At 58.6% G+C, this 21,041-nt stretch carries 25 protein-coding genes and 2 tRNA genes; 8 read left to right on the forward strand and 19 right to left on the reverse strand.

The features are described from left to right. Nucleotides 1–29: 29 nt before the first annotated feature. Nucleotides 30–1,025: a septum site-determining protein MinC gene (gene minC, locus E1180_RS22270; RefSeq protein ID WP_244314100.1), complete on the reverse strand. Its 996-nt coding sequence runs from the start codon at nucleotides 1,023–1,025 to the stop codon at nucleotides 30–32. 341 nt (nucleotides 1,026–1,366) lie between these two features. Between minC and E1180_RS16785 the strand changes: the two genes are divergently transcribed. Together E1180_RS16785 and E1180_RS16790 are read left to right on the forward strand one after the other, a co-directional pair. Further along, nucleotides 1,367–1,693 carry a hypothetical protein gene (locus tag E1180_RS16785; RefSeq protein WP_155192787.1) on the forward strand — a complete coding sequence of 109 codons (327 nt, stop codon included), beginning with the start codon at nucleotides 1,367–1,369 and terminating at the stop codon, nucleotides 1,691–1,693. Nucleotides 1,694–1,888: 195 nt separating this feature from the next. Then, nucleotides 1,889–2,836, forward strand: coding sequence for a DMT family transporter (locus E1180_RS16790; protein ID WP_155192789.1), 948 nt, complete (start codon nucleotides 1,889–1,891; stop codon nucleotides 2,834–2,836). Between the two features lie 217 nt (nucleotides 2,837–3,053). Here the strand turns inward: E1180_RS16790 and E1180_RS16795 are convergent, their stop codons facing one another. The 13 genes from E1180_RS16795 to E1180_RS16850 all read right to left on the reverse strand — a co-directional run bounded on the left by E1180_RS16795 (nucleotide 3,054) and on the right by E1180_RS16850 (nucleotide 11,845). Continuing rightward, entirely contained in the window at nucleotides 3,054–3,806 is a 753-nt protein-coding gene (locus tag E1180_RS16795; RefSeq protein ID WP_155192791.1) for a transporter substrate-binding domain-containing protein, read from the reverse strand. A gap of 196 nt (nucleotides 3,807–4,002) precedes the next feature. Next, nucleotides 4,003–4,078 (reverse strand) — tRNA-Phe (locus E1180_RS16800). Between the two features lie 686 nt (nucleotides 4,079–4,764). Beyond that, nucleotides 4,765–6,375, reverse strand: coding sequence for a bifunctional metallophosphatase/5'-nucleotidase (locus tag E1180_RS16805; RefSeq protein ID WP_155192794.1), 1,611 nt, complete (start codon nucleotides 6,373–6,375; stop codon nucleotides 4,765–4,767). Between the two features lie 345 nt (nucleotides 6,376–6,720). Next, nucleotides 6,721–6,933, reverse strand: coding sequence for a DNA gyrase inhibitor YacG (yacG, locus tag E1180_RS16810; protein WP_425280925.1), 213 nt, complete (start codon nucleotides 6,931–6,933; stop codon nucleotides 6,721–6,723). A 45-nt stretch (nucleotides 6,934–6,978) separates the two neighbouring features. Next, entirely contained in the window at nucleotides 6,979–7,605 is a 627-nt protein-coding gene (locus E1180_RS16815; RefSeq protein WP_155192797.1) for a Maf-like protein, read from the reverse strand. 39 nt (nucleotides 7,606–7,644) lie between these two features. Continuing rightward, nucleotides 7,645–7,863: a translation initiation factor IF-1 gene (infA, locus tag E1180_RS16820; RefSeq protein WP_068413114.1), complete on the reverse strand. Its 219-nt coding sequence runs from the start codon at nucleotides 7,861–7,863 to the stop codon at nucleotides 7,645–7,647. A 98-nt stretch (nucleotides 7,864–7,961) separates the two neighbouring features. Next, on the reverse strand, nucleotides 7,962–8,468 hold the full coding sequence (locus E1180_RS16825; protein WP_341873563.1) for a GNAT family N-acetyltransferase: 507 nt from the start codon (nucleotides 8,466–8,468) through the stop codon (nucleotides 7,962–7,964). Next, on the reverse strand, nucleotides 8,416–8,580 hold the full coding sequence (locus tag E1180_RS22540; RefSeq protein WP_244314108.1) for a GNAT family N-acetyltransferase: 165 nt from the start codon (nucleotides 8,578–8,580) through the stop codon (nucleotides 8,416–8,418). The genes E1180_RS16825 and E1180_RS22540 overlap by 53 nt, the downstream gene beginning before the upstream one ends. 32 nt (nucleotides 8,581–8,612) lie before the next feature. Then, nucleotides 8,613–9,065, reverse strand: coding sequence for an arsenate-mycothiol transferase ArsC (locus tag E1180_RS16830; RefSeq protein ID WP_283404543.1), 453 nt, complete (start codon nucleotides 9,063–9,065; stop codon nucleotides 8,613–8,615). Nucleotides 9,066–9,070: 5 nt separating this feature from the next. After that, nucleotides 9,071–9,574 carry a UPF0262 family protein gene (locus E1180_RS16835; protein ID WP_155192801.1) on the reverse strand — a complete coding sequence of 168 codons (504 nt, stop codon included), beginning with the start codon at nucleotides 9,572–9,574 and terminating at the stop codon, nucleotides 9,071–9,073. A 30-nt stretch (nucleotides 9,575–9,604) separates the two neighbouring features. Continuing rightward, complete coding sequence (gene hisD / locus E1180_RS16840; RefSeq protein WP_283404552.1) at nucleotides 9,605–10,900, reverse strand: histidinol dehydrogenase; 1,296 nt, start codon at nucleotides 10,898–10,900, stop codon at nucleotides 9,605–9,607. A gap of 72 nt (nucleotides 10,901–10,972) precedes the next feature. Continuing rightward, nucleotides 10,973–11,410 (reverse strand): DUF2948 family protein, encoded by a 438-nt coding sequence (locus tag E1180_RS16845; RefSeq protein ID WP_155192806.1) that lies wholly within the window; start codon nucleotides 11,408–11,410, stop codon nucleotides 10,973–10,975. Nucleotides 11,411–11,617: 207 nt separating this feature from the next. Beyond that, nucleotides 11,618–11,845 (reverse strand): hypothetical protein, encoded by a 228-nt coding sequence (locus E1180_RS16850; protein WP_155192808.1) that lies wholly within the window; start codon nucleotides 11,843–11,845, stop codon nucleotides 11,618–11,620. A 219-nt stretch (nucleotides 11,846–12,064) separates the two neighbouring features. Here E1180_RS16850 and E1180_RS16855 point away from each other — a divergent pair, with 219 nt between their 5' ends. Next, complete coding sequence (locus E1180_RS16855; RefSeq protein ID WP_155192809.1) at nucleotides 12,065–12,535, forward strand: DUF3124 domain-containing protein; 471 nt, start codon at nucleotides 12,065–12,067, stop codon at nucleotides 12,533–12,535. A 35-nt stretch (nucleotides 12,536–12,570) separates the two neighbouring features. Here the strand turns inward: E1180_RS16855 and murA are convergent, their stop codons facing one another. Continuing rightward, nucleotides 12,571–13,860 (reverse strand): UDP-N-acetylglucosamine 1-carboxyvinyltransferase, encoded by a 1,290-nt coding sequence (murA, locus tag E1180_RS16860; protein WP_155192811.1) that lies wholly within the window; start codon nucleotides 13,858–13,860, stop codon nucleotides 12,571–12,573. 166 nt (nucleotides 13,861–14,026) lie between these two features. After that, complete coding sequence (locus E1180_RS16865) at nucleotides 14,027–14,209, reverse strand: hypothetical protein (protein ID WP_155192814.1); 183 nt, start codon at nucleotides 14,207–14,209, stop codon at nucleotides 14,027–14,029. Nucleotides 14,210–14,643: 434 nt separating this feature from the next. On the opposite strand from E1180_RS16865, the gene E1180_RS16870 reads away from it, so the two are divergent. Beyond that, nucleotides 14,644–14,718 (forward strand) — tRNA-Thr (locus E1180_RS16870). A 110-nt stretch (nucleotides 14,719–14,828) separates the two neighbouring features. Here the strand turns inward: E1180_RS16870 and E1180_RS16875 are convergent. Then, nucleotides 14,829–15,683, reverse strand: coding sequence for a hypothetical protein (locus tag E1180_RS16875; RefSeq protein WP_155192816.1), 855 nt, complete (start codon nucleotides 15,681–15,683; stop codon nucleotides 14,829–14,831). A 358-nt stretch (nucleotides 15,684–16,041) separates the two neighbouring features. On the opposite strand from E1180_RS16875, the gene tsaE reads away from it, so the two are divergent. From tsaE to tsaD, 4 genes are read left to right on the forward strand one after another with little or no spacing between them, the layout of a single operon-like run. Next, nucleotides 16,042–16,560 (forward strand): tRNA (adenosine(37)-N6)-threonylcarbamoyltransferase complex ATPase subunit type 1 TsaE, encoded by a 519-nt coding sequence (gene tsaE / locus E1180_RS16880; RefSeq protein WP_196220631.1) that lies wholly within the window; start codon nucleotides 16,042–16,044, stop codon nucleotides 16,558–16,560. Nucleotide 16,561: 1 nt separating this feature from the next. After that, nucleotides 16,562–17,230, forward strand: a complete 669-nt coding sequence (locus tag E1180_RS16885; RefSeq protein WP_196220632.1) for a hypothetical protein — start codon at nucleotides 16,562–16,564, stop codon at nucleotides 17,228–17,230. Beyond that, the gene (locus E1180_RS16890; protein WP_155192836.1) at nucleotides 17,227–17,841 is read left to right on the forward strand and encodes an L-threonylcarbamoyladenylate synthase; all 615 of its coding nucleotides are present in this window, start codon (nucleotides 17,227–17,229) and stop codon (nucleotides 17,839–17,841) included. The genes E1180_RS16885 and E1180_RS16890 overlap by 4 nt, the downstream gene beginning before the upstream one ends. A 2-nt stretch (nucleotides 17,842–17,843) precedes the next feature. Further along, a complete protein-coding gene (gene tsaD / locus E1180_RS16895) occupies nucleotides 17,844–18,842 on the forward strand; it encodes a tRNA (adenosine(37)-N6)-threonylcarbamoyltransferase complex transferase subunit TsaD (RefSeq protein ID WP_155192839.1) in 999 nt (332 codons plus the stop codon). 13 nt (nucleotides 18,843–18,855) lie between these two features. Here tsaD and E1180_RS16900 read toward each other — a convergent pair whose 3' ends face one another. Together E1180_RS16900 and E1180_RS16905 are read right to left on the reverse strand one after the other, a co-directional pair. Next, nucleotides 18,856–19,557, reverse strand: a complete 702-nt coding sequence (locus tag E1180_RS16900) for a GntR family transcriptional regulator (RefSeq protein ID WP_283404542.1) — start codon at nucleotides 19,555–19,557, stop codon at nucleotides 18,856–18,858. 17 nt (nucleotides 19,558–19,574) lie between these two features. Beyond that, nucleotides 19,575–20,963, reverse strand: coding sequence for a formimidoylglutamate deiminase (locus E1180_RS16905; protein WP_155192841.1), 1,389 nt, complete (start codon nucleotides 20,961–20,963; stop codon nucleotides 19,575–19,577). Nucleotides 20,964–21,041 lie beyond the last annotated feature (78 nt).

The raw sequence follows: 21,041 nt of genomic DNA on the forward strand, positions 1-21,041 counted from the left end.
TCCCGTTGCCCGGGCCATCTCGGCCTTGGTTAATTCAGTTCTTCGAAAACAAGGGTCTCGTTCTCGAACCGGATCTGCGCCGGTGCGTTCTTGAAGTCCGCGTTGAAATCATCCGCGACTTTGTAAAGACCATTGATGGACACCAGCTCGGCATCCAGTTTCGTGCAAAAGATCCGGGCACAGTCCTTGCCTGCGACCCCGGCTAAAGCCCGTCCGCGCAAGGCGCCGTAAATGTGGATGGACCCGCCCGCGATAATCTCTGCCCCCGAGCTGACCGAGCCGATGACCGTGACATCACCATCCGGATGCAGGACGCTTTGGCCTGAGCGCACCGGTTCCGTAATGACAATGGATGAGCCACTTGCAACGGAGGCCGGGCCGGCAAGTCCGCCCTGCTTGGGTATGCCGCCGGATTTGCCTGCGGATGTTTCGGTGTCTGCTGGTCCATTTTTGGCCTCTGACGCCTTGGTCCCGGCCGGAGCATTAGGAGCAGGCTCAGAACTGTCGCCCTTTGCTTTGCCCGCAGTCCCGTTATCTTTTTTGATGGCCGCCCCCGCGCGTCTGGGCGCGTCACCGGGTGCATCATCGGACTGGACTGCGGAAACGTCCTTTCCGGGCGCTCCATCCTTTTTGGGCAGCCCACCTTCCCCAGTGTTTTCGTCGGTCTTGGCGGCCTTCTTGTCGGCGTCTTCGCCGGTCCCAGAACCGCAATCGGCTGGCTGCGGCACATCCACCTCGGCGGTGAGCCGCCCGCCGCCGAAGCTTGGCGGCATGCCCGGCTTCAGGCGCGTGCCAGCAATACCGTCAATCCCGAACACCTTGACTGACCGCTCAGCGAGACCTGCCAACACGGTCTCCAGATCCTCAATCGCAATGTTCGTCCCGCGCACGTCGAGGACGATTGGCCGGTCAATAAAAAACCCAGGAGTACGTGCAATGATGCGGTCGATTTCAGCAAACCAGGCATCGTACGGCGAGGCCGGTGAAAGCACGATCGCAATAAAGGATTTTCCCTTGAACTTCATCAACGAGGTCCGGCGGCTGTCTGCAAATCAATTGGTTAGGCACATAAACCTATCATTAACCGTACGGGACAATCGGGCAGCCATCCGTTTTCCACCGATATCAATTTTCACAAGACTTTTCAGATAATTGGCGCTTCCAACAAGGAGAAAGCCCGGACCGGGCCACCAAGGCTTGGGAAAACTGCGCATGCAGCTTGCCAGAATCACAGCCCGACCGGCGGATGTTTTGGTTTGCCGGATCAAAAGTTAACTCACAATCGGTAAACCGCTTCACTTTTGCCTTATTGCAGTGCAATATATCCACATGATCATCAGTTCACATCCTGTGATAAAGTTTTTTCATGAGTAATTTCAGTGATATAGTTGACTATCTTGGGCTCTCACCGACAGAGGCAGCCACCGAACTGAACGTCACGGAGACGCTCATTCTTCGCTGGCGCAACACGGACGAGGCCCCGCCGCTGTACATTTGGCAATCTCTTGTCCGGATGGTCGACGATGTCAGGTATGCGGCCGAGGAGGCTGCCAAATCGGCAGATCTCGATGCCCTGGATGCGGCGGACCTGAACAAGGTCACGCTGCAGGTCCCGGGGCCGGAAGGCTTGAGCGGCCCGAAACGCGCAGCGACCGCCCTTGCGGTTGCCACGCTGGCCCGGGTGTTTGTCTGAAATGGAATAGACCGCGACCACGTGGAATGCTGCTTCTCCAAGATGAAGCCTTGCCGGAATTCACAGCGCTTTGGAAAATGGGCAAGGTCTGGTAACAGGACCGAACTGCAAAATTGAACGCGCACCGCCGCCCGGCATGGCCTCAGGCTTGGGCTGGCCCCTACCTTCCCCGCGCGGCTCCTTCAGGAAGATGCCATGTCCGGAACAATCAAGGGAATTCTGACGGCACTCACGGCCTTCGCCCTGTTTTCCACCCATGATGCGATCATCAAGGTTCTGGGCGAGACCTACTCGGTGTTCCAGATCATCTTCTTTGCCATGCTGTTCGCCTTTGTCCCGATGTCCATGCTGATGCTGGCGGACAAGGAGCGGTCGAACTTCCGCCCAAGGCGCCCCGGTCTGGTGTTGTTGCGCTCCAGCATGGCGATTGTGGCCATGTCCGGCGGGTTCTATGCCTTCACCACCCTGCCGCTTGCGGAAGTCTACGCCCTTTTGTTTGCAACCCCGCTTCTGGTTACTGCTTTGTCTGTCCCGCTTTTGGGCGAAACCGTCCGGCTTCAACGATGGGCCGCGGTGATAGTCGGCCTGATCGGTGTTCTGGTGGTTTTAAGGCCCGGCGTCACCGAGCTGTCTCTGGGCCATTTGGCAGCGCTTGTGGCCGCCTGCGCCAACGCGCTGGCCACCGTGTTGGTGCGCAAGCTTGGCGGCACCGAACGCCCGGCTGTCCTGATCCTTTATCCGATGATCTTTTCAATGATCGCCATGTCCGTGATGATGCCGGCCGGTTATCAGCCCGTTGCCCTCACCGACCTTGCGCTGATGGCTTGTGTGGGTCTCCTGTCGGTCCTTGCACAGCACTGCATCATCGGCGCCTACCGGGCAGCCCCTGCGGCCGTGATTGCGCCGATCCAATACAGCCAGATCCTTTGGGCTACCGCCTTCGGCGCCCTGTTCTTCATGGAATTCCCCGACATCTATGTCGGTATCGGGTCAAGTATCATTATCGCATCCGGCCTGTTCGTGGTCTGGCGCGAAAGCCGCGAGAACGTTTCCCTGCGCCTGCCGGTCCTCAAGACCGCCAACCCCCGCTTTGACACTGGCCCTTCCCCGCGCGCGGGCGAGCGGGAAACTGAGGACGATTAATGGCAGGCTCCGCGCTGGCATCGGGCTGCTGCAGGAAACGCCCAAAGATGCCCGCCCCCTGACCAAGAGAGCAGCGTTGAACGTTAAGCTGTTTCCGGTGTATTGCCCGCAGATTTAGCGCAAATCGCATTTAATCGGTGTCGTCTTTCACTTTCTGAGATCAATGATTTCAACGCAAAAAACGACACATGAGGGATTGGACATAATGCGACACGCGCTAGCGCAGCTCTGCGATAAACTTCCTCTCTGCGGATCTCAGCGAGGGAAGGTGCGGCTGGAAACGCTCCCACAGATCCGCATTTGCGGATTTTTTGGACAGCGCCAGGAATATGTCCGACACGCCGATCGGATCCTGGAACTCCTTAACGGCGGAGATGCCCAAATTATTAGCGGTCCAGATAGTCAAAAGATAAGGAGCGACAAAGGCATCTAGCCTGCGCAATTGTGATCCGCGCAGCAGCTCCTCGATGGATTCACGCCCTTCGACAGTCGCCTTGCCGCTTTCTTCGAGCGCTCTGAAATTCGGATGCATCCGGCCATTTGCTATTTTGCCGATTGTCATTCCATGGAGGTCTGATGCATCCCCGGAAAACGAAAAAGGCGCGTCCTTGTGCGCAAAGATCATCATCTCGAATTGGGTAATTGGATCAATCGGATATTCGAGCCAGGCCTCACGTTCCTTCGTGTAAACGACCGGAAAAATGAGATCAGCCCGGCCGCGCTCTGTTTCCAGCTGTGCCCGAGGCCAGCTCGTAACAAGGAATTTGACCGGAACTCCAGATTCTTCTGACGCACCCCTTACAATATCCACCAAAAGACCGGTGGGCACCCCGCTTGCATCAAGATACAGGTAAGGTGGCGCCTCAAACCCGGTCAAGACCAGCGCCCGGTCTTCTGCTTTCGCGACCAATCCAAATATCGAACAGAGAACGAAAAACCCAAGCTGCATCAGCCATATAGTTCTCCGCATGCCCAAGGCCCCGCCCTCTTTCTTACGTTACGTCAAAACGGTGCACCAAATCACAGTGGCGTTCAACCTCCATGACCAGATTAAAGCGGGGACGACTTTTAATGGTAAATGACATGGACGCTCGCAGCGGCGAACACTGAGGACACCGGGCAGCATGCGCAAGCGATTTATTTGGTATAGAATTTGGGAAGATGAGTGGTGCCCGGAGGCGGATTCGAACCACCGACACGCGGATTTTCAATCCGCTGCTCTACCAACTGAGCTATCCGGGCGTCTGACAGGCGGGCGGGGTGCCCGTTCGCTGAAAGCCCGGCTCTTATAGAAGCAGATCCAGCCCTTGTCCAGCGCCCCGGCAAAGTTTTTTGCAAATCGGCGACACTGTTCCTGGGGATAAAAATCCGGCTGGCTCCAGACCAAAAAGGATCAGCTATTTCAGCCACTTAAAAATTCCTGCCACGACCCTGCCCGCGGTCCGCACCGGTCATGAAAATGCCGTTCCGGACGAAATCCGGAACGGCTTGGATGAAGCCCGGTCAGGCCGGGTGCATGTTGGAGCTACGGGCGTTTTGTTTAAATCGCCCAAGAGCGCCGACAAACTCTAATTTCGTCATCACCTCATTGTTTTGACGAGCGCTGACCACGAAAGGTGAGTGCCCGCCACACCCTCTGCTGTCATCCCGCACTTGATGCGGGATCCATCCCGTGAGCGTTCCATTCGATCAGCCCTGCGTGGGGCGAGGAAACGGAATGGATCCTCGGGTCAGGCCCCAGGATGACGGAGGGAGGGGAGAAGCCTTGCCAAACCGTGACAGACCGTCATCCCGGTTCGCGCTGCGCTTGACCGGGATGACCGCAGTTGTGTGGAGCGTTGCCATCAAGCTCGACCGCACCACAATCGATCAGCTTTGGGCAGTGAACCAGGTCCGATTCACCACCCGCTGATCTCGCAGTGGCCGGATCACTGCTCGGTGATGCGGCCATCGGTGTAGGGTGTATAGCCATCGCCTGCAGCAATGAAATCCGCGACAACAATTTCAAGGCCCGGACCGTAGTCATAGGCGTTTTCGCCCTTCTCGGCGAAGACGGAATAGCCATCACCGCCACCGCGCATGTAGTTGTTGGAAACAACCCCGTAGGTCTTGTCCGGATCGATGGCTGTCCAGGCACCATCTTCCATCACTTCGACCAGAAGGATGCGGCCCTCACCGGCCGGCTTCTTCTGGGTCCAAGTGTATTTCAGACCGGCCACCTGCGGGAACCGCCCGGCGCCTTCCTCAACCTTCGACACGCCATTTTCCAGAGCCGCGATCACATCAGAGCCCTTCAACTGGAATGTTGCGACCGTGTTCTGGAACGGCAGGACGGTGAGCACCTCTCCCATCGTGACTTCACCCGCGTCGATGGAAGCCCTCAACCCGCCACCATTTTGAATGGCGATCTGAATGCCCTGGTCCTTGACCCGGTCAAGCATGGCATCGGCAACCAGGTTGCCCATCTGGCATTCGCCGGCACGGCAGGATCCGCGATCACCGTCAATTGCGGCATCCGATGAACCGATCACCTTGGCTTTCAGTTCCTCAATCGGGGCTGCCAGTTCGGCAACGCGTGCGGCAAAGGCTGCGTCCGGCTCAACAGAGGCGTCCAGCAGGATCGGCTCGCCGGAAGCGGAGACAACATTGCCGGCATCATCCCAGGTGACCTCGATTTCGCCGAGAAACTTGCCATAGGCATAGGCTTGGACAATCGGCACCTGCTGGCCATCCGGGTTTTCAACCATTACCGGATAAACGTCTGATGCACGCTCTTGAGTATTGGACAAAAGCGTATGGGAGTGACCGCCAACGATCAGGTCAATGCCAGGAACGGTCGCGGCAATCTGCTTGTCGCGGCTGAGCCCCATATGCGTAACGGCAATGATCTTGTTGATACCAGCGGCCTCAAGGCCTTCGACCGCACCTTTCAGGTAGTCTTCAGCCGACAGGAACCGCACATCATCACCTGGCGACGACGTTTCGGCCGTATCTTCGGCAAGCGTTGAAACCAATGCGATCTGTTCGCCGCCCTTTTCGACGATCAGCACGCCCGGGATTTTACCGGCCAGCGCTTCATCAGCGGACACGTCGATATTGCCGGACAGGATCGGGAACTCGGCCTTGGAGAGGAAATTCGCAAGAGCAGCCGGGCCATCGTCAAACTCGTGGTTGCCGACGGCCATCATGTCGAAGCCCATACCGTTCATGAACTCGACGGCTGCAAACCCTTTGTAGGTGGTGTAGAACAGCGAGCCTTGGAACTGGTCGCCCGCATCGACGGTCAGGACGGCCTTGCCGTCAGCCTCGAGCGCGGCCCGGCGTTCATCAATCTTTGTCTTGATCCGGGCAATCCCGCCAAAGCATTCCCCAGCCGCTTCCGATTCAGCATCGCAAGTTGAATCGTATTTGTTGATTGATTCAATGCGCGAATGCAGGTCGTTGATATGCAGAACCGTTAGCGAAAAGTCGGCATAGGCCGCACTGGACAACGCTGTTGCCGCAGACAGGACCGCCGCGCTCAGGAGTGACTTCTTCATGGAACCCTCGCCCTTAAGTTAAGGAAATTACGTCACCCGGCGGCAAAACCACCGGTCACCATATCCTCCACACTGCCGGGAGGCCGGGCCAGGCGCGAAAACAGTCGTTCTCTGCGGCCCGCCCGGAGCTTTTCCCGGCCAGGAAATCGGTGCAAGCAAATCTTGGTGCAGTTTTGTGACAACCGCAAGCAGATCACCATAAGGAATCATGAATTTATTTTGCCGGGTAATTTTCGGCCCGCAGCGGCGCTGCCTCACACCCGGCGAGCCAGAACTCATGTTTCTGAAAATCGTCAGAAATCCGGGATGTTACCGCGTGCTAGATCAGGCTGTCATTCGACGTGGTCAAGACCTGTCCGCGCCATCACCATCGTCAAAATCTTCGATGTCATCGGTTTCGACAACAGGAATTGTGTAGCCTTCTGAAAACCAGCGGTTGAGGTCAACCTTTGCGCAGCGGTCCGAGCAGAAGGGGTAGTCCGCCGGGGTCGACATTTTGGAACAGATCGGGCACGGGCGCATCCGCCGCCGTGATGTCTCGTTAGATATACCGGTCAAACTGCCCTCCCATCGTGCGGATTGTTGTTACTGCCATGAGGCCGCTCAGGCGGCACCGGTGGCCCAGCCCCGGTGGATGGGATACCCGGCGGCGCTGAGGAGATTTGCGGTTTCAACGAGAGGCAAACCAACAACAGCCGGGTAAGACCCGACCAGCTTCACGACAAAGCTGCCGGCAAGGCCCTGAATGGCATAACCGCCGGCCTTTCCGCGCCATTCTCCAGAAGCAATGTACTCGTCCATGTCCTGGCGCGACAGCTTCTTGAAACGCACCCTTGTCTCAACGAGCTTGGACCGGATCTTGCCGCCCGGCTGGGCAACCGCAACGCCGGTAAACACCCGGTGTCCGCGGCCGGACAGAAGCGACAAGCACAACAGCGCCTGATCGGTCAGTTCGGCCTTTGGCAGAGCGCGGCGGCCCGCAGCGACAACCGTATCGGCCGCCAGGACAACGCCGTCCTGAAGGCTCTCGGACGCATCCGCCGCCTGCCGGACGGTTTCGGCCTTTGAGCGGGCAAGCCGCATCGCAAGCGACCGCGGTGTTTCGTGCTTCTTCGGCGTCTCGTCGATATCGGCGGGCATGAGATGATCGGGTTCGAGACCGATCTGCTGCAGCAGGGCAAGCCTGCGCGGGGAAGCAGATGCCAGGATCAACTGAGGGGCCGTGGTCATGGACGCAAAATGCTTTCCGCTCTGCTTCACCTGCACTGCCTACTTGAAGCGGTAGGTGATGCGTCCCTTGGTAAGGTCATACGGGGTCATTTCCACCAGAACCTTATCGCCCGCAAGCACGCGGATCCGGTTCTTACGCATACGCCCAGCGGTGTGAGCGATGATTTCGTGTTCATTTTCAAGTTTTACGCGGAACGTCGCATTCGGCAACAGTTCTGTTACGACGCCCGGAAACTCCAGAGCTTCTTCTTTAGCCATATTTTATCCTGAATGAGGCGGGCTGGCCCGCAGGTGCGGGGGAACCTAACGGATTAGGCTTAGAAAGTGAACCATTCTTTCTTAGCAAACCGAGAATTCTACAAGGGGCCGGTTTCCCAGCCATTCAGGGCCGTTTTCAGCTCCTGCGGCGGCTGTTCGCCAGTCCTTGCCTGCCATTCTCGGTTCAGAATCGCATAGTAGTACTCTTCGTCCCACTCTCCCTTGAAAAGCGCATGTTCGCGGAAATGTGCCTCGCGGCGCATTCCGAGGCGCTCCATGAGTTTCCAGGAGCCGGCATTGCGCGCGTCGCACCGCCCGAAGATACGGTGGAGCTTCAGCGCCCCGAACCCGAACTCCAGAAAAGCGGACGCGGCTTCAAGTGCATAGCCCTTGCCTTGACGGCCTGGATGCAACGAGAAGCCGATTTCCGCCTGGCCAGCCTCTACGTTGGTAATCCGCAAGGAGATATCGCCGATCAGACCGCCCCCGTCCGCACGGCAAATGGCGAATTCCAGTGTTCCCTCGCCACTGAGCGCGTTCATCTCCACCCAGTCATCCAGCTTGCGATGGAATTCTTTCAGCGTCCGGGGGCTCCCAGTAATGATACCGGGCCACCTCCTCCAGTGACTGGTACTCAAACAGGGCATTTGCGTCGCTGCGCAGGAAAGGACGCAACAAAAGCCGCTCTGTCCGGATAGGCGCCACAGGCTCCGACATGTCAACTCCCAGTTCAAACCGGCTCCGCCTTATCACCCGCTCGGCGGCGGTGTCCAGTGAAGGCGTTTCTTGATCCGCATCATCAACTGATCCCGCACCGCCCTGTATTCGGACAGGATCTGCTCGCGGCTGCCGCTGGCTAGCGTCGGGTCGAGCGTCGGCCAGTATTCGACATCGACAGCATCGGTCCGTGTCAGCTCGAGCGCCTTGTGGTGCGCCTCTGGTGCAAGGGTGATCACCAGATCGAAGCCGGATTCATCGAGGTCCTCAAACGTCTTTGGGCTGTGCTTGCTCATGTCGGCCCCGATTTCGGCCATCACGGCATCCACAAACGGGTCGACTTTTCCGGGCCGTACACCGGCGGAGCGCACATAGATCTGGTTGGGAAAAAGCTTTTGGGCGATCGCCTCGGCCATGGGCGAGCGCACAGCGTTCATGCTGCAGGCAAACAAAACTGCCGTCGGACGCAGGTCCGGCGCGGCCACTTCGCTCAGCCCTTCCAGTGCAGGGCGTAAACCAATGTGAACAGCCGCCGGGCCGTCGGCATGTCCACGGCGATCTTGCCGTTGAGGCGCTCCATCAGAATAGTGGATCCTTCATTGTGAACGCCGCGCCGGCCCATGTCGATCGCTTCTATCTGGCTTGGTGTGGCGTGCCGGATGGCCTCGTAATAGCTCTCGCAGATAAGATCGTAGTCCTTGACCACCTTGCGTAAGGGCGACAGGGACAGGACGTGGGTAATCACATCGTCCCCCGCCTCCGTCCGTATTTGCAGAACAAGCCTTTTTTCCACCACGGACAGGTTCAAAATATAGTTCTGCACGGGATGCCCCACCGGCTGAAACGCGTTCTCCTCGATCAGATCATAAATCGCCACGGCCCGGTCGTGTTCAACTTCCGGCGTGGAGCGGGCAATCGACGCTTCATCCAAAACCACATCAACCAGCTTTCCCGAAGCCGGTTGTCCGGTGGCGTCTGGCTGAGGATCGGTCATGGTTTAACGGCTCCAGTGCAAGGACGTCCCTTAGATGTTCAATCGGATGGAAACAGAACGCGCGTGCGCCGACAAGCCCTCCGCTTCGCCAAGCGCGATTGCAGCCGGACCAAGTGCACGCAAATTGTCCGAATTGCACTTCAAAATGGATGTCCGCTTGACGAACTCCAGAACGGATAATCCTGAGGAGAACCTGGCAGAGCGGGCGGTTGGCAGGACGTGGTTGGAGCCGCCGATATAATCGCCAATCGCTTCGGGCGTGTGGTGCCCCATGAAAACGGCCCCGGCATTACGCACTTTTTTGAGCAGGGCTTCCGGATCGGCAACCGCCAGCTCGAGATGCTCCGGTGCAATCCGGTTGGACAAGGGCATGGCCTCGTCCAGGCTGTTAACCAGAATGATCGCCCCAAAGTCCTGCCAGCTGGCCCGGGCGACTTCTTCCCGCGGCAGCATCTTCAACTGGCTCTCAACCGCAGCCTCCACCTGATCCGCGAGCTCTGAACTCGTTGTGATCAAGATCGATTGGGCCGCTGTGTCGTGTTCGGCCTGGGCCAGAAGATCGGCCGCCAGCCAATCCGCATTGTTTCCCTCATCCGCGATGATCAGCACTTCAGAGGGGCCGGCGATCATGTCGATGCCGACCGTGCCGAAGACCCGCCGCTTGGCGGCTGCGACGAATGCGTTGCCCGGTCCCACAATCTTGGCGACCGGCGCAATTGTCCCGGTTCCATAAGCAAGCGCTGCAACAGCTTGCGCGCCGCCAATCCGGTAGATCTCCGATACGCCAGCGACCTTTGCAGCGGCCAGAACCAACGGGTTCAAAACCCCATCCGGGCTCGGCACCACCATGACAATGCGCTCGACTCCGGCCACTTTCGCCGGGACCGCATTCATCAAGACGGAACTCGGATAGCTGGCCGATCCACCCGGCACGTAAATCCCGACCGCCTCGACCGGCGTCCACAATGAGCCGAGCTCAACACCAATCGGGTCCGTGTAACGGTCGTCCTTGGGGACCTGACGGCTGTGATGCGCATATATCCGGTCATGTGCCAGCTGAAGGGCGTCCAGCGTCTGAGCCGGCACCTCGCGGACAGCCGCCTCAATCTCGGCACTGGTAACCTTGAGCTCCGCCATCGAGGCTGCCTGAAGGCGGTCAAACCGCTCGGTGTATTCCAGAACGGCTTCATCCCCCCGGGCGCGGACGTCCTCCAGGATATCGCGCACGATCTGGTCCACATCTTCAGACACTTCGCGCTTACCGGAGAGCAAGGCTTTGAACTGCGCTTCGAAATCAGGGGCTGTGTTTGTCAGGCTTAGAACCACACGGGTCTCCATCAGTCAGGTGCATCGCACCCCAAGCATCAAATAGGGTCTTTTGGGCCAGATCAGGTAAGGTCAGGTCAGGTCATGGCTGGGCAAATTGGGCGTTGCCCAAGCCGCACCGAGATCTGCCAGCTGCGCTTCAATGCAATCGACCGTAAGACGCAGGCTTCCGCCCCCGGCAAATGCGAGCAGGATCTCGCCGGACGGTGCGTCTTTTGCCGAGAAGGTCACAGCCAGCAACTCCAGCACTTCAGCCTTGGCGTCCTGACGGATATTCTGCGCCTTCATGGCAGTCACTTGCGAAAAAGACAGGGCCGAACGCCGGCGCTCATGCTGTTTTGAGCGTTTGTCGGCGTTCTTGTCCCAGACAAACCGGTTCATGACAAAAACCGCCTTTTGCTCTTTCGGGAGAAAGCGGATATCCGCCACGGTCAATACGGCATCCTGCACATGGGCCGACAGGACCTGCAGGTCTTCTTCATCAAGTGCGGAGAGTTTCAGTTGATCCATGATATTCGATAATCGATCCGGTTTGTTTTTACATCGATGTCAGGATGTAGGGAAATTCGAGCGAAATCCAAGGCCGTTGACCTAGCCTTGTTTCCAGGCGTTGGCAACGATGAATGCTGTCCGGCTTATACCAAAGACAATTGACTATGACCCATCTGACGGGGGTTAGAGGGCTTTCGGATAGGTTATAATCAGTTGTCTTTGATATTACTTGGAGCCGTTGTCCATTTCGTTCAAGCGCCGGTGAAGCTCGGCACTTGTTTCATCCGCCTTCCGGAACGTCTTGTAGAGAAAGTGGGAAATGATCCATCCGGCAAGAACCAGCACGACGCAGATCCCTGCCCCATAGGGCCAGGGAAACAAGAACGCTGAAAGAAGCGCGACCACACCAAAGGTTAACTGAACAACAAGCTTGATCATCAGCGCGTTTTTCAATTCGTCCCCCTACCTTGCGCGACACCCGACGCCGCAGCGGTGCACTCTATCAGCTTCTGCTGTAAAGGCCCTAGCTTCAAAAAGCCATGGCGGTGCGGGTGAGTGCGATGCTCTGCGCACTTCCAAATCAGGGTTCACCATGTCAGCATGGTATTCAAGACGACAGATTTTCTATGAGACGACTTGGATCTCCCGCTCACAGCCTGGAAAAGCTTGATCATGTTCCGGATGTTGACCGCCCTGCTGCTGGCATCGCTGCCGCACACAGTTTTCGCTGATGATGCGCTTAAAAGATATCTGGGCGAAACGGTTTATGTGCCCGCCTACTCGCGCATCTTCACTTATGAAAGCCGCTCAGAGCTTCTGGCGGCAACGCTTTCTGTTCACAACATCGATCCGGAAACGCCGATCCGTCTGGAAAGTGCCGTGTATCACGATGAAGCAGGCGCTCCCTTGCGGAATCTCATCGAAGACCCGGTCGATCTGGCGCCCTTTCAGTCGATCTCGCTGCTAGTTCCCATCAACGATACAACGGGCGGGATCGGAGCGAACTTTATTGTGACATGGTCGTCGGCTGTGCCGGCCCTCAGTCCCCTCTCGGAATCCGTCATGACCGGGGCGCCCGGAACACCCGGACCGTCTTTCACGTCACGCGGCCGCGCAATCCGGCAGGACCTCGACGGCAGGTGACATCCTGCCGGACAAATTTCCGGCTAGAGAAAAGCTTAATTGGAAATACGCTCGATCTGCGCCCCGCAGCGGGTCAGCTTCTCTTCAAGCCGCTCAAAGCCGCGATCCAGGTGATAGACCCGGTTGACCATGGTCTCGCCTTCCGCGGCAAGGCCCGCGATGACGAGCGACACAGATGCCCGGAGATCCGTTGCCATAACCGGCGCGCCCCGCAGCGTCCCGACACCGTCGACAGTTGCCGTACGGCCGTCAATATGGATCTGCGCACCGAGCCGGGCCAGTTCCTGCACATGCATGAAGCGGTTTTCAAAGATTGTCTCGGTGATCCGGCTGCTGCCGCCCGCCTTGGTCATCAGGGCCATGAACTGCGCCTGTAGGTCGGTCGGAAAGCCGGGAAACGGCTCGGTTGTCACGTCGACGGGCTGAATACCATTGCCATTGCGGTAGACTTTGACGCCGTCCGCGGTCGCGGTGATTTCAGCGCCGGTCTGGCGCAGTGTTTCCAGCGCGCTTTCAAGAAGATCGGCCCGTGCGCCCTGCAGCATGACATCGCCGCCGGTCATTGCAACAGCCATTGCGTAGGTACCGGTTTCAATCCGGTCGGCGACAACGGCATGATGGGCGCCATGAAGCCGCGGCACACCCTGAATGCGGATCGTGGACGTTCCCTCGCCTTCAATGCGTGCGCCCATGGCCTTCAGGCACTTCGCCAGGTCCACGACTTCAGGTTCACGGGCGGCATTGACAATTTCAGTCTCGCCCGATGCCAGTGTGGCCGCCATCATGATCGTATGGGTCGCTCCAACGGATACTCGCGGGAATTCCACCCGAGCGCCTTTGAGGCCACCTGGGGCCCGGACCACGACATATCCGGCCTCGATTTCAATATCAGCGCCAAGAGCCGCCAGACCGTCGATGAAGAAATCGACCGGGCGTGTCCCGATGGCGCAGCCGCCCGGCAGGGAGACCCGTGCTTCGTGCATCCGCGCCACCAGCGGGCCGACGACCCAGAAGCTGGCGCGCATCTTGGAGACCAGCTCATAAGGTGCCGTCGTGTCGACGATTTCGCGGGCGGTGAGATTGAGGGTCTGGCCAGCGAGGCCGTCCTGCCCGTTGCGCTTTCCATTGACGGAATAATCAACGCCATGGTTGGAGAGGATCTGCATCAGCTGAGCGACATCCCGCAACCGCGGCACATTGCTCAAGGTCAAGGTCTCGTCGGTCAGGAGCGAGGCAATCATCAGAGGCAGCGCAGCGTTCTTTGCCCCGGAAATGGGAATAACGCCGTTCAATTCTGCTCCGCCGACGACCCTAATGCTATCCATGCTGTTCCCCGAAACCCAAGCCGCGCGCTGCCAGGCGCGGGCATCCCATATTATCCTGATTGATCAAGCGTGCGATCTACACGCTCCTTGTGACCCATGCAAGGCGAGGCTCGCGCCACTGTCCGGCAAATTTGTGGCCGGCAGTCCTCTTTCCTGCGGACACCGCTCAGTCCTGCGGCGCCTTTCGCGTCTTTGATGCGGATTTGCGGCGGCGCAAATTGGCACGCAAAGCCTCCGCAAGCCGGTCCTCTTTGGATTTGGCAGCCGGTTTTTGAGCAGCTTTGGCCCGGTCCTCCCCGGTTCCATCTTCACCAGCTTCAGCGTGTTGTTTTTTCTCGTCGTTTTCCATATGCGTCCATTATCACCCTTGTGGCGCCCAGCCTGATCCTACGGATGGTCCAACGCTCCCGGCAGCGGAAAGGCCCGACACGACAAGACACGAACCGCAGGTGGTTTGCATGCCAGCAAAGATGGCGAAAATTCCACACCCCATCCAAGCCGCTTGTGGCGCCCGGTTGGTAAATATCCACAAGCTGTGAAAACGGCAAGATCGCGGGATTCGTTTGCTGAACCGTTGCCAGGTCGAAACAGCGCCCGGATTGCCGTTTTCCCAATTGGAAAAAAACAAAAACGGCGCTTGCGTCGCCGAAGCGCTTGTGGCAAAAGCCCCCTCATTCCGAAGGGCTCAGCTGTTCGGAACCCCTCCTTTCACTCTAAGCGCGCCTAAAGTGGTCGCCGTGTGAGAGAGATCGGACCGGAACACACGCCCACCGGTCCTGGCAAGCTGCCGTAGCTCAGGGGTAGAGCACTCCCTTGGTAAGGGAGAGGTCGAGAGTTCAAATCTCTCCGGCAGCACCATTCCTAGCAAATAGAAGTTTTTCTTTGAAAAGCGGAAGCCGTTGTGCTGGCTTCAAACCGCAAAAAGCCCGCTGGGTCCAGCGGGCTTGATTGCTCGTTTCAGGCAGCTGTCAGAACTTGTACTTGCTCTCCACCAGGACGCCGTAACGCTGATAGTTCTGGTCGAACACCACTTTTTCGCTCGTTGGTATATACCGCAGATCGTAATTCGACTGCAGCCACCAGTAGCGCCCTCCGACACCGATGTCCCAATTGTCGGTCACCCCGATATTGAGCATCGCATCCGCTTCAAACCCGTAGGTCCAAGAGTTTCTCCAGTCCCCTAAGGAGACACCATTTTGCTCAAAATCCAGCTGGTTATACGCCCAGGGAACGGCCGCCACATCAACGGACCAGCCAATGCGATCACTGATAGCGCCCTCAGCACCAACACCCAGACGAATGGCATGCCAATTCCGGGACCACTTGGAGTCGCTTGTTCCGGTTTGCGTTTCCGCATCATCGGATAAAAAATGATAACCAAGGAACGCGTTCACACGGGCTGCATTGTCCGCAGTGGCCGCCAATTGCCATCCCCCGTCGACAATCACGTAACCGAGCACAGTGTCTTCCATCCGGTCAGCCTCGGCTCCGAAAACATTAGCATCTCCGCCAATATTCGTTCCAAGCCCAACCAATCCCCGGAAGAAAGCCGACGTGGACGTGTCTTCCAGCTCGAAAACAAGCTCCGACGTATAAGAACTGATATCGTCGGTGCTGAGGAAATCTGCTCCCGTAAATGGGCCGAATGAGTCATCGGTATTCAAGTCCGTTGTCGACCGGCTGTACCAGGTACGGACCGCAATACTTCCTCTCAAGGCTCCGGTTTTATAGAGCATCGGGCTGTTCGGCCCCAAATCGGCCGCAGAGACTGCGGCTGGGGCGGCGAGAAGCATGGGCAATGCAAGAAAAATGGATCTGGTCATCGGCTGAACCTTACAGAAATGGATCGCTGAAATTCGCGTAATAAGTGTGTTCAGATACGCATTTCATGGTTAACGCGATGTAAAAATCAGGACGCATCTCACAAGAAACGCGCAGATTCGATAGTTACATCCTTTACGGGAGATCGTGTTTTTGCTTTGAAAGCCCAGCGACCCCAACGTCACCCCTAAAGCCGGGTTTTGCCCGAAAATCTTTGCAGATGAGTGCGTTTTTGGGTACCTAGTGCCCCTTTCACGGATCTACCGGCCAACAGCGGCGCACCGCTACCTAAAAACTCAGCGCCCCGGCCCGATGATCTGACTGAAACACCCGTTGTTGTGACTTAACCGAGAGTGCCTGTTGGACACACATCTTGATCAGAAGAACGCAGATGAGGGCGGGAGCGTTACACTGCACTGCCCCGACCTGAAAGCGGCCGATGCCCTTGCGCGCCGGCTGGCCGCCGAGCTCGGCGCGGGCGATATTATTCTCCTGGACGGGCCGCTGGCTGCCGGAAAAACCACCTTCACATCCGTGCTCTGCAAAGCGCTCGGCAGCGATGCGCAGGTATCCAGCCCGACCTATGTGATTACCAACACCTATAAGGCGCCGGATTTCGAGATTTTCCATATCGATGCCTATAGGTTGTCGAGCGTTCAGGAGTTTCAGTTCCTCGGTGTTGAGGAGTTTTTTCCCACCGCATTGACACTGATCGAGTGGGGCTCACAGGTCAGGGAAGCGTTTCAGGACTATCTCCAGGTGGAAATCGGGTTTGCCGACGGGGGCGAAGAGGCAAGAGCCTACACCCTGACCGGCGTTGGCCCGCGCTGGCACGGGGTGATCCAGGCCTTTTCAAATGCGCAGAGCGGGAACAGCTGACATGAAGCTCGCCATTCAAACATCCTCCGGCGACTATGCGCTCGGACTTATCGACGGGACCGGCCAGCTGGTGAACGCGATCAGCCGCGCGCCGGACACGGCTGCTGCCAAGAATATCGGTACGCTTTACTCAGCGTTGATGCAAAAAGCCGGCAAAGAGACGTCCGCACTCACCGGTGTCATGGTCGATCTTGGCCCAGGCGGCCTGTCGTCAACCCGGGCGGGTGTGAGCTTTGCCAACGCGCTGTCCTACGGGGCCAATTTGACGCTGACCGGTGTTTCCGCGCTGGAAGCCACCATGCTTGATGCCAAGCGCAAGACGGACCGCCCGATCCTTGCCATGCGCCCGTCTCCGGGCGGGGCCTGCTTCTGGGCCTACTATGAGGCCGGACATAGCGTTGCGAGCGGCTGCGAAGCACCGGACCAGCTTTTTTCCCGCCTTGCGACGGAAGGCAAGGCGTTCGCGCTTGCCGGCCCGCTGCGCCGGATCGGAACCGAGGCTTTGCGCGCAACCGCAGCCGAGCAAATCGACATTCCAGCTGCAGATCTTGCGTGTTTTGCAAAGACGACGCCGATTCTGCCGATCACAAACGGAACTCTCACCTATCTGGAGCCGATCACGAACATGGACGGCGCACATCACATCGCGGCAAAAGACCTGGCCTCATGACAACCAACGACCTTTTTCTGTCGAACCCTGATGTTCAAAACGTTGCGCACTGCCTCAAGGACGGCGGAGTTGTCCTGATCCCTACTGATACGGTGCTGGGCCTTGCCGCGCACCCGGCGCACCCGGATGCCGTTGCCCGCGTCTTTGCGCTCAAGGAGCGCCCGGTCGAAAAGAAGTTGCCGATCATGGTTTCGTCCGTTGAGGCGCTGGAAGCCATTGGTGCCCTTGTCACGGACAAGGCTCTCGCCTTGATCAATTCACCCTTTTGCCCCGGACCGATTTCGATCGTGCTTGGGCTCGACCCATCCAGGACGCCGGACTGGCTGTCCGGCCGGGAGGAAATGGCGTTCCGCATGCCCAATGATCCGTTCCTGCTGAAGGTGCTGGACGCCGCCGGACCACTGTTTGTGACCAGTGCCAACCGGTCAGGCATGGGAACCTTGCCGAATGTGCGGGCTGCCGTCGATCAGCTTGCCGGACAGCCAGACCTGGCTGTCGAGGGCGAAGACTGCGGCGCGGTTCCCTCCACCATTGTCAATTGCCGCCTTTCTCCACCCGTGATCGAGCGCCTTGGCGCGGTTAGTGAAGCTCAGCTTGCGGAGTATCTGTGACCATGGGGCAACAAGATCTGATCCTTGGCATCGAGACCTCCTGCGATGACACGTCCGTTGCGCTTGTGGCGCAGGACGGGACAATTGCCGCTTGTGAAACCTTCAACCAGTTCGAGATTCACGCAGGCTATGGCGGCGTCTTCCCCGAACTTGCCAGCCGGGCGCATGTGCAGGCCATCCTGCCCGCAGTCGACAAGGTCATGGCGGCGGTTGATCATGACCGCAGCCGCATCAAGGCAATCGGCGTCACCCGCGGGCCCGGTCTGATCGGATCGCTGCTGGTGGGCGTGAATGCGGGCCAGGCGCTTGGGTTTGCCTGGGACAAGCCGGTCTACGGCATCAACCACCTGCGCGGGCATTTGCGCAGTCCGGACCTTGAGGAAAAACGGATCGAGTATCCGGCGGTCATGCTGCTGGTCTCCGGCGGCCATACGCTGCTCGCCTATCTGGCCAACCAATCGGACGTGACGCTTCTCGGCACAACGCGGGACGATTCTGCCGGTGAGAGCTATGACAAGGTCGCCAGAATGATCGGCCTTGGCATGCCTGGCGGTCCGGCCATCGACAAGCTTGCGAAAACGGGTAAGTCCGTCTTCGATTTTCCCCGCCCCATGATGCACCAAGGCTACGAGTTTTCCTTCTCGGGGCTGAAATCCAGTGTTGCCCGGCTCCTGGAGAAAGAACCGGACTGCGCCAAGGAGGACATTGCCACATCCTTTGTCGATGCCTGCCTGGATGTTTTGGAAAAGAAACTTCGCCGAGCCGTTGACGAGTACCAGCCGAAATCGCTGGTGGTGGTCGGCGGCGTCTCGGCCAGCCCGCAACTAAGGGCGCAGGTCGATGCGATCTGCACCGAGACCGGTGTCAAATCCTGCCTCCCGCCGCTCAAATGGGCGACCGACAATGCGGCCATGATTGCGCTTGCCGCCTGGGATTATGTTGCAAAAGATCTGGAACCGGACACGGTGCCGACACCCTCGCTGGCCGTTTCGGCTTGGTGAGCCGGCAAACCCGCTAAATGGTGCTGCGCATCCGGTAGCCGGGCGCGAAGATGAGCTTCACATGGGTGATTGGCGCATCGCCGGTCCAGGTGATGCGCTCCATGGCGAAGAGCGCGGTGCCTTGCGTGCAATCGAGGATCCGCGCCGTATCCTCGTTGGCGTTGAGCGCGGAAAAGGAAAGGTCTCCCCGGCTATAGGGCGCGTTGTGGACCAGCCATTCATTCGCGCTGGAGACCTCGAACTTGCGCTGCCGCGCTTCCGGGACCGTGTCTAGGTTGATATGCCGTTCTTCGAACGCATAGGGCCGCTCATCGGCAAAGTGGAGCGTTTTGAGATAAAGCACATCTTCGCCAAGCGAGGCGTGAAACACACCGTGAAGCATGGGCGGAACCGGTTGGTACGCCCGCTCCAGGAGGCTGTGGCGGTAGGTCTTGCCCAGCGCCTCGACCTCCTCCCGGATGATCGGAATGGTGAGCGTTGCCCGTTGCGGCGGATTGAGCGCAACCCGGGTGCCAGCCCGGCGCTTTCGGATGACAAGCCCGCTTTCCGCCAGATCTCTCAGGGCCCGGTTCACGGTCGTGCGCGCGCAGCCGAACTCCTCCGCCAGATCCGCCTCATGCGGGATCTGCGCGCCCGGCTCCCAGACGCGGTCATGGATCCGGCGAAGCAGCTCTTCGCGGATACCCGTCCAGGAGTTTGTATCGGTCAGGGCCACGGAGGGTTGGTTCCTTGTTAGAGGCGGGCGCGCAGCGCGCTCATGGTTGAGCGGTATCGCGCGCGGATTTCGTCGCCTTCTACATGAGTTCCGCCGGTGACAACATGGCGGCCTGCGGACCAGACATCCTGCACCATCCTGTCGTCGCCAGCGAAAATGTAGGCATCCAGGATTTCGTCACCCGCACGCCCTTCCAGATCAATGGTCACGGCATCAAGGGCAACGAGATCCGCGAAGCATCCTGACGCGATCTGTCCAGACTTGCGTCCGCAGGCCTGCGCGCTGCCGGAAACGGCGCCATCAAACAGGACACGGCCTGTGGACTTGTCCGGTGTTGCGACGGAAGCCCGGCATTTGTCGCGCAGGCGCTGGGAGTATTCGAGCGTGCGCAACTCTTCTGACAAGGAAATGCGGATGTTGGAATCAGACCCAACCCCAAACTTACCACCCGCCTCCAGATAGCGGACGCCGTCGAAAATGCCGTCCCCGAGGCTTGATTCGGTGATCGGACACAGGCCGGCAACGGCCCCCGTCGCGGCGAGCCCCCGCGTTTCTTCCGGCTTCATCTGGGTGCAGTGGATCAGGCACCAGTTCGCCGAAACACCATGGTTTTCCAGCAGCCACTCGACGGGCCGTCTGCCCACCGCCGCGAGGACTTCCTCAACTTCGGCAACCTGCTCGGCCAGATGCATATGCAGGGGCTCTTGCCCCGCGAGCGCGACCGAGTTTTGCAGGCCCTCAACATCGACAGCGCGCAAGGAGTGCGGTGCGACGCCCAAAATACAATCTTGATCAAGGGACTTCAGGGCGTTTCCTGCCTGCTCATGCAGCTTCTGAAACCGGTCAAACTCATTGCCGAAGCGGATTTGTCCCGGCGCGAGCGGACGCTTGTCGCAGCCGCCATGGGTGTAAAGCACCGGCAGCAAGGTCAAGCCGATGCCGGTCGCGCTGGCGGCAGAGATGATCCGCTCGGACATTTCCGCAAGGTTGCCATAGGGCTCCCCGCCCGGCTGGTGATGGAGATAGTGGAACTCGCCGACGCCGGCATATCCAGCCTCCAGCATTTCCATTTGCACGAAGGCGGCAATCGCCTCGACATCTTCCGGGGTGAGCGTATCGAGAAACCGGAACATGATCTGCCGCCAGGTCCAGAAGCTGTCACGGCTTTCCTGGCCCCGGCGTTCGCTCATCCCGGCCATCGCGCGCTGAAAGGCATGGCTGTGCAGGTTGGACGGCGCGGGCAGCAAGATACCGGCCTTGTGGTCCGCTCCCGCAGACGAGTTGGCCCCGGTTTCGACCCCGGAAATCTGGCCGTTGGCTGACAACTCAATACGGACATTTTCCGCCCAGCCACTCGGAAGTAGGGCTTGGCTTGCGAAAATCGTGGTGTCTTGCGCCGTGGGCATGCCGGTCTCTTTCCCTCGTTGACACGTTAATATGTGCATGCATATTATCTTTTATCGCAATCTAATCAAGCGGGAGAT

The sequence above is a fragment of the Roseibium denhamense genome (assembly GCF_009711415.1).
Lineage (GTDB): Bacteria > Pseudomonadota > Alphaproteobacteria > Rhizobiales > Stappiaceae > Roseibium > Roseibium denhamense.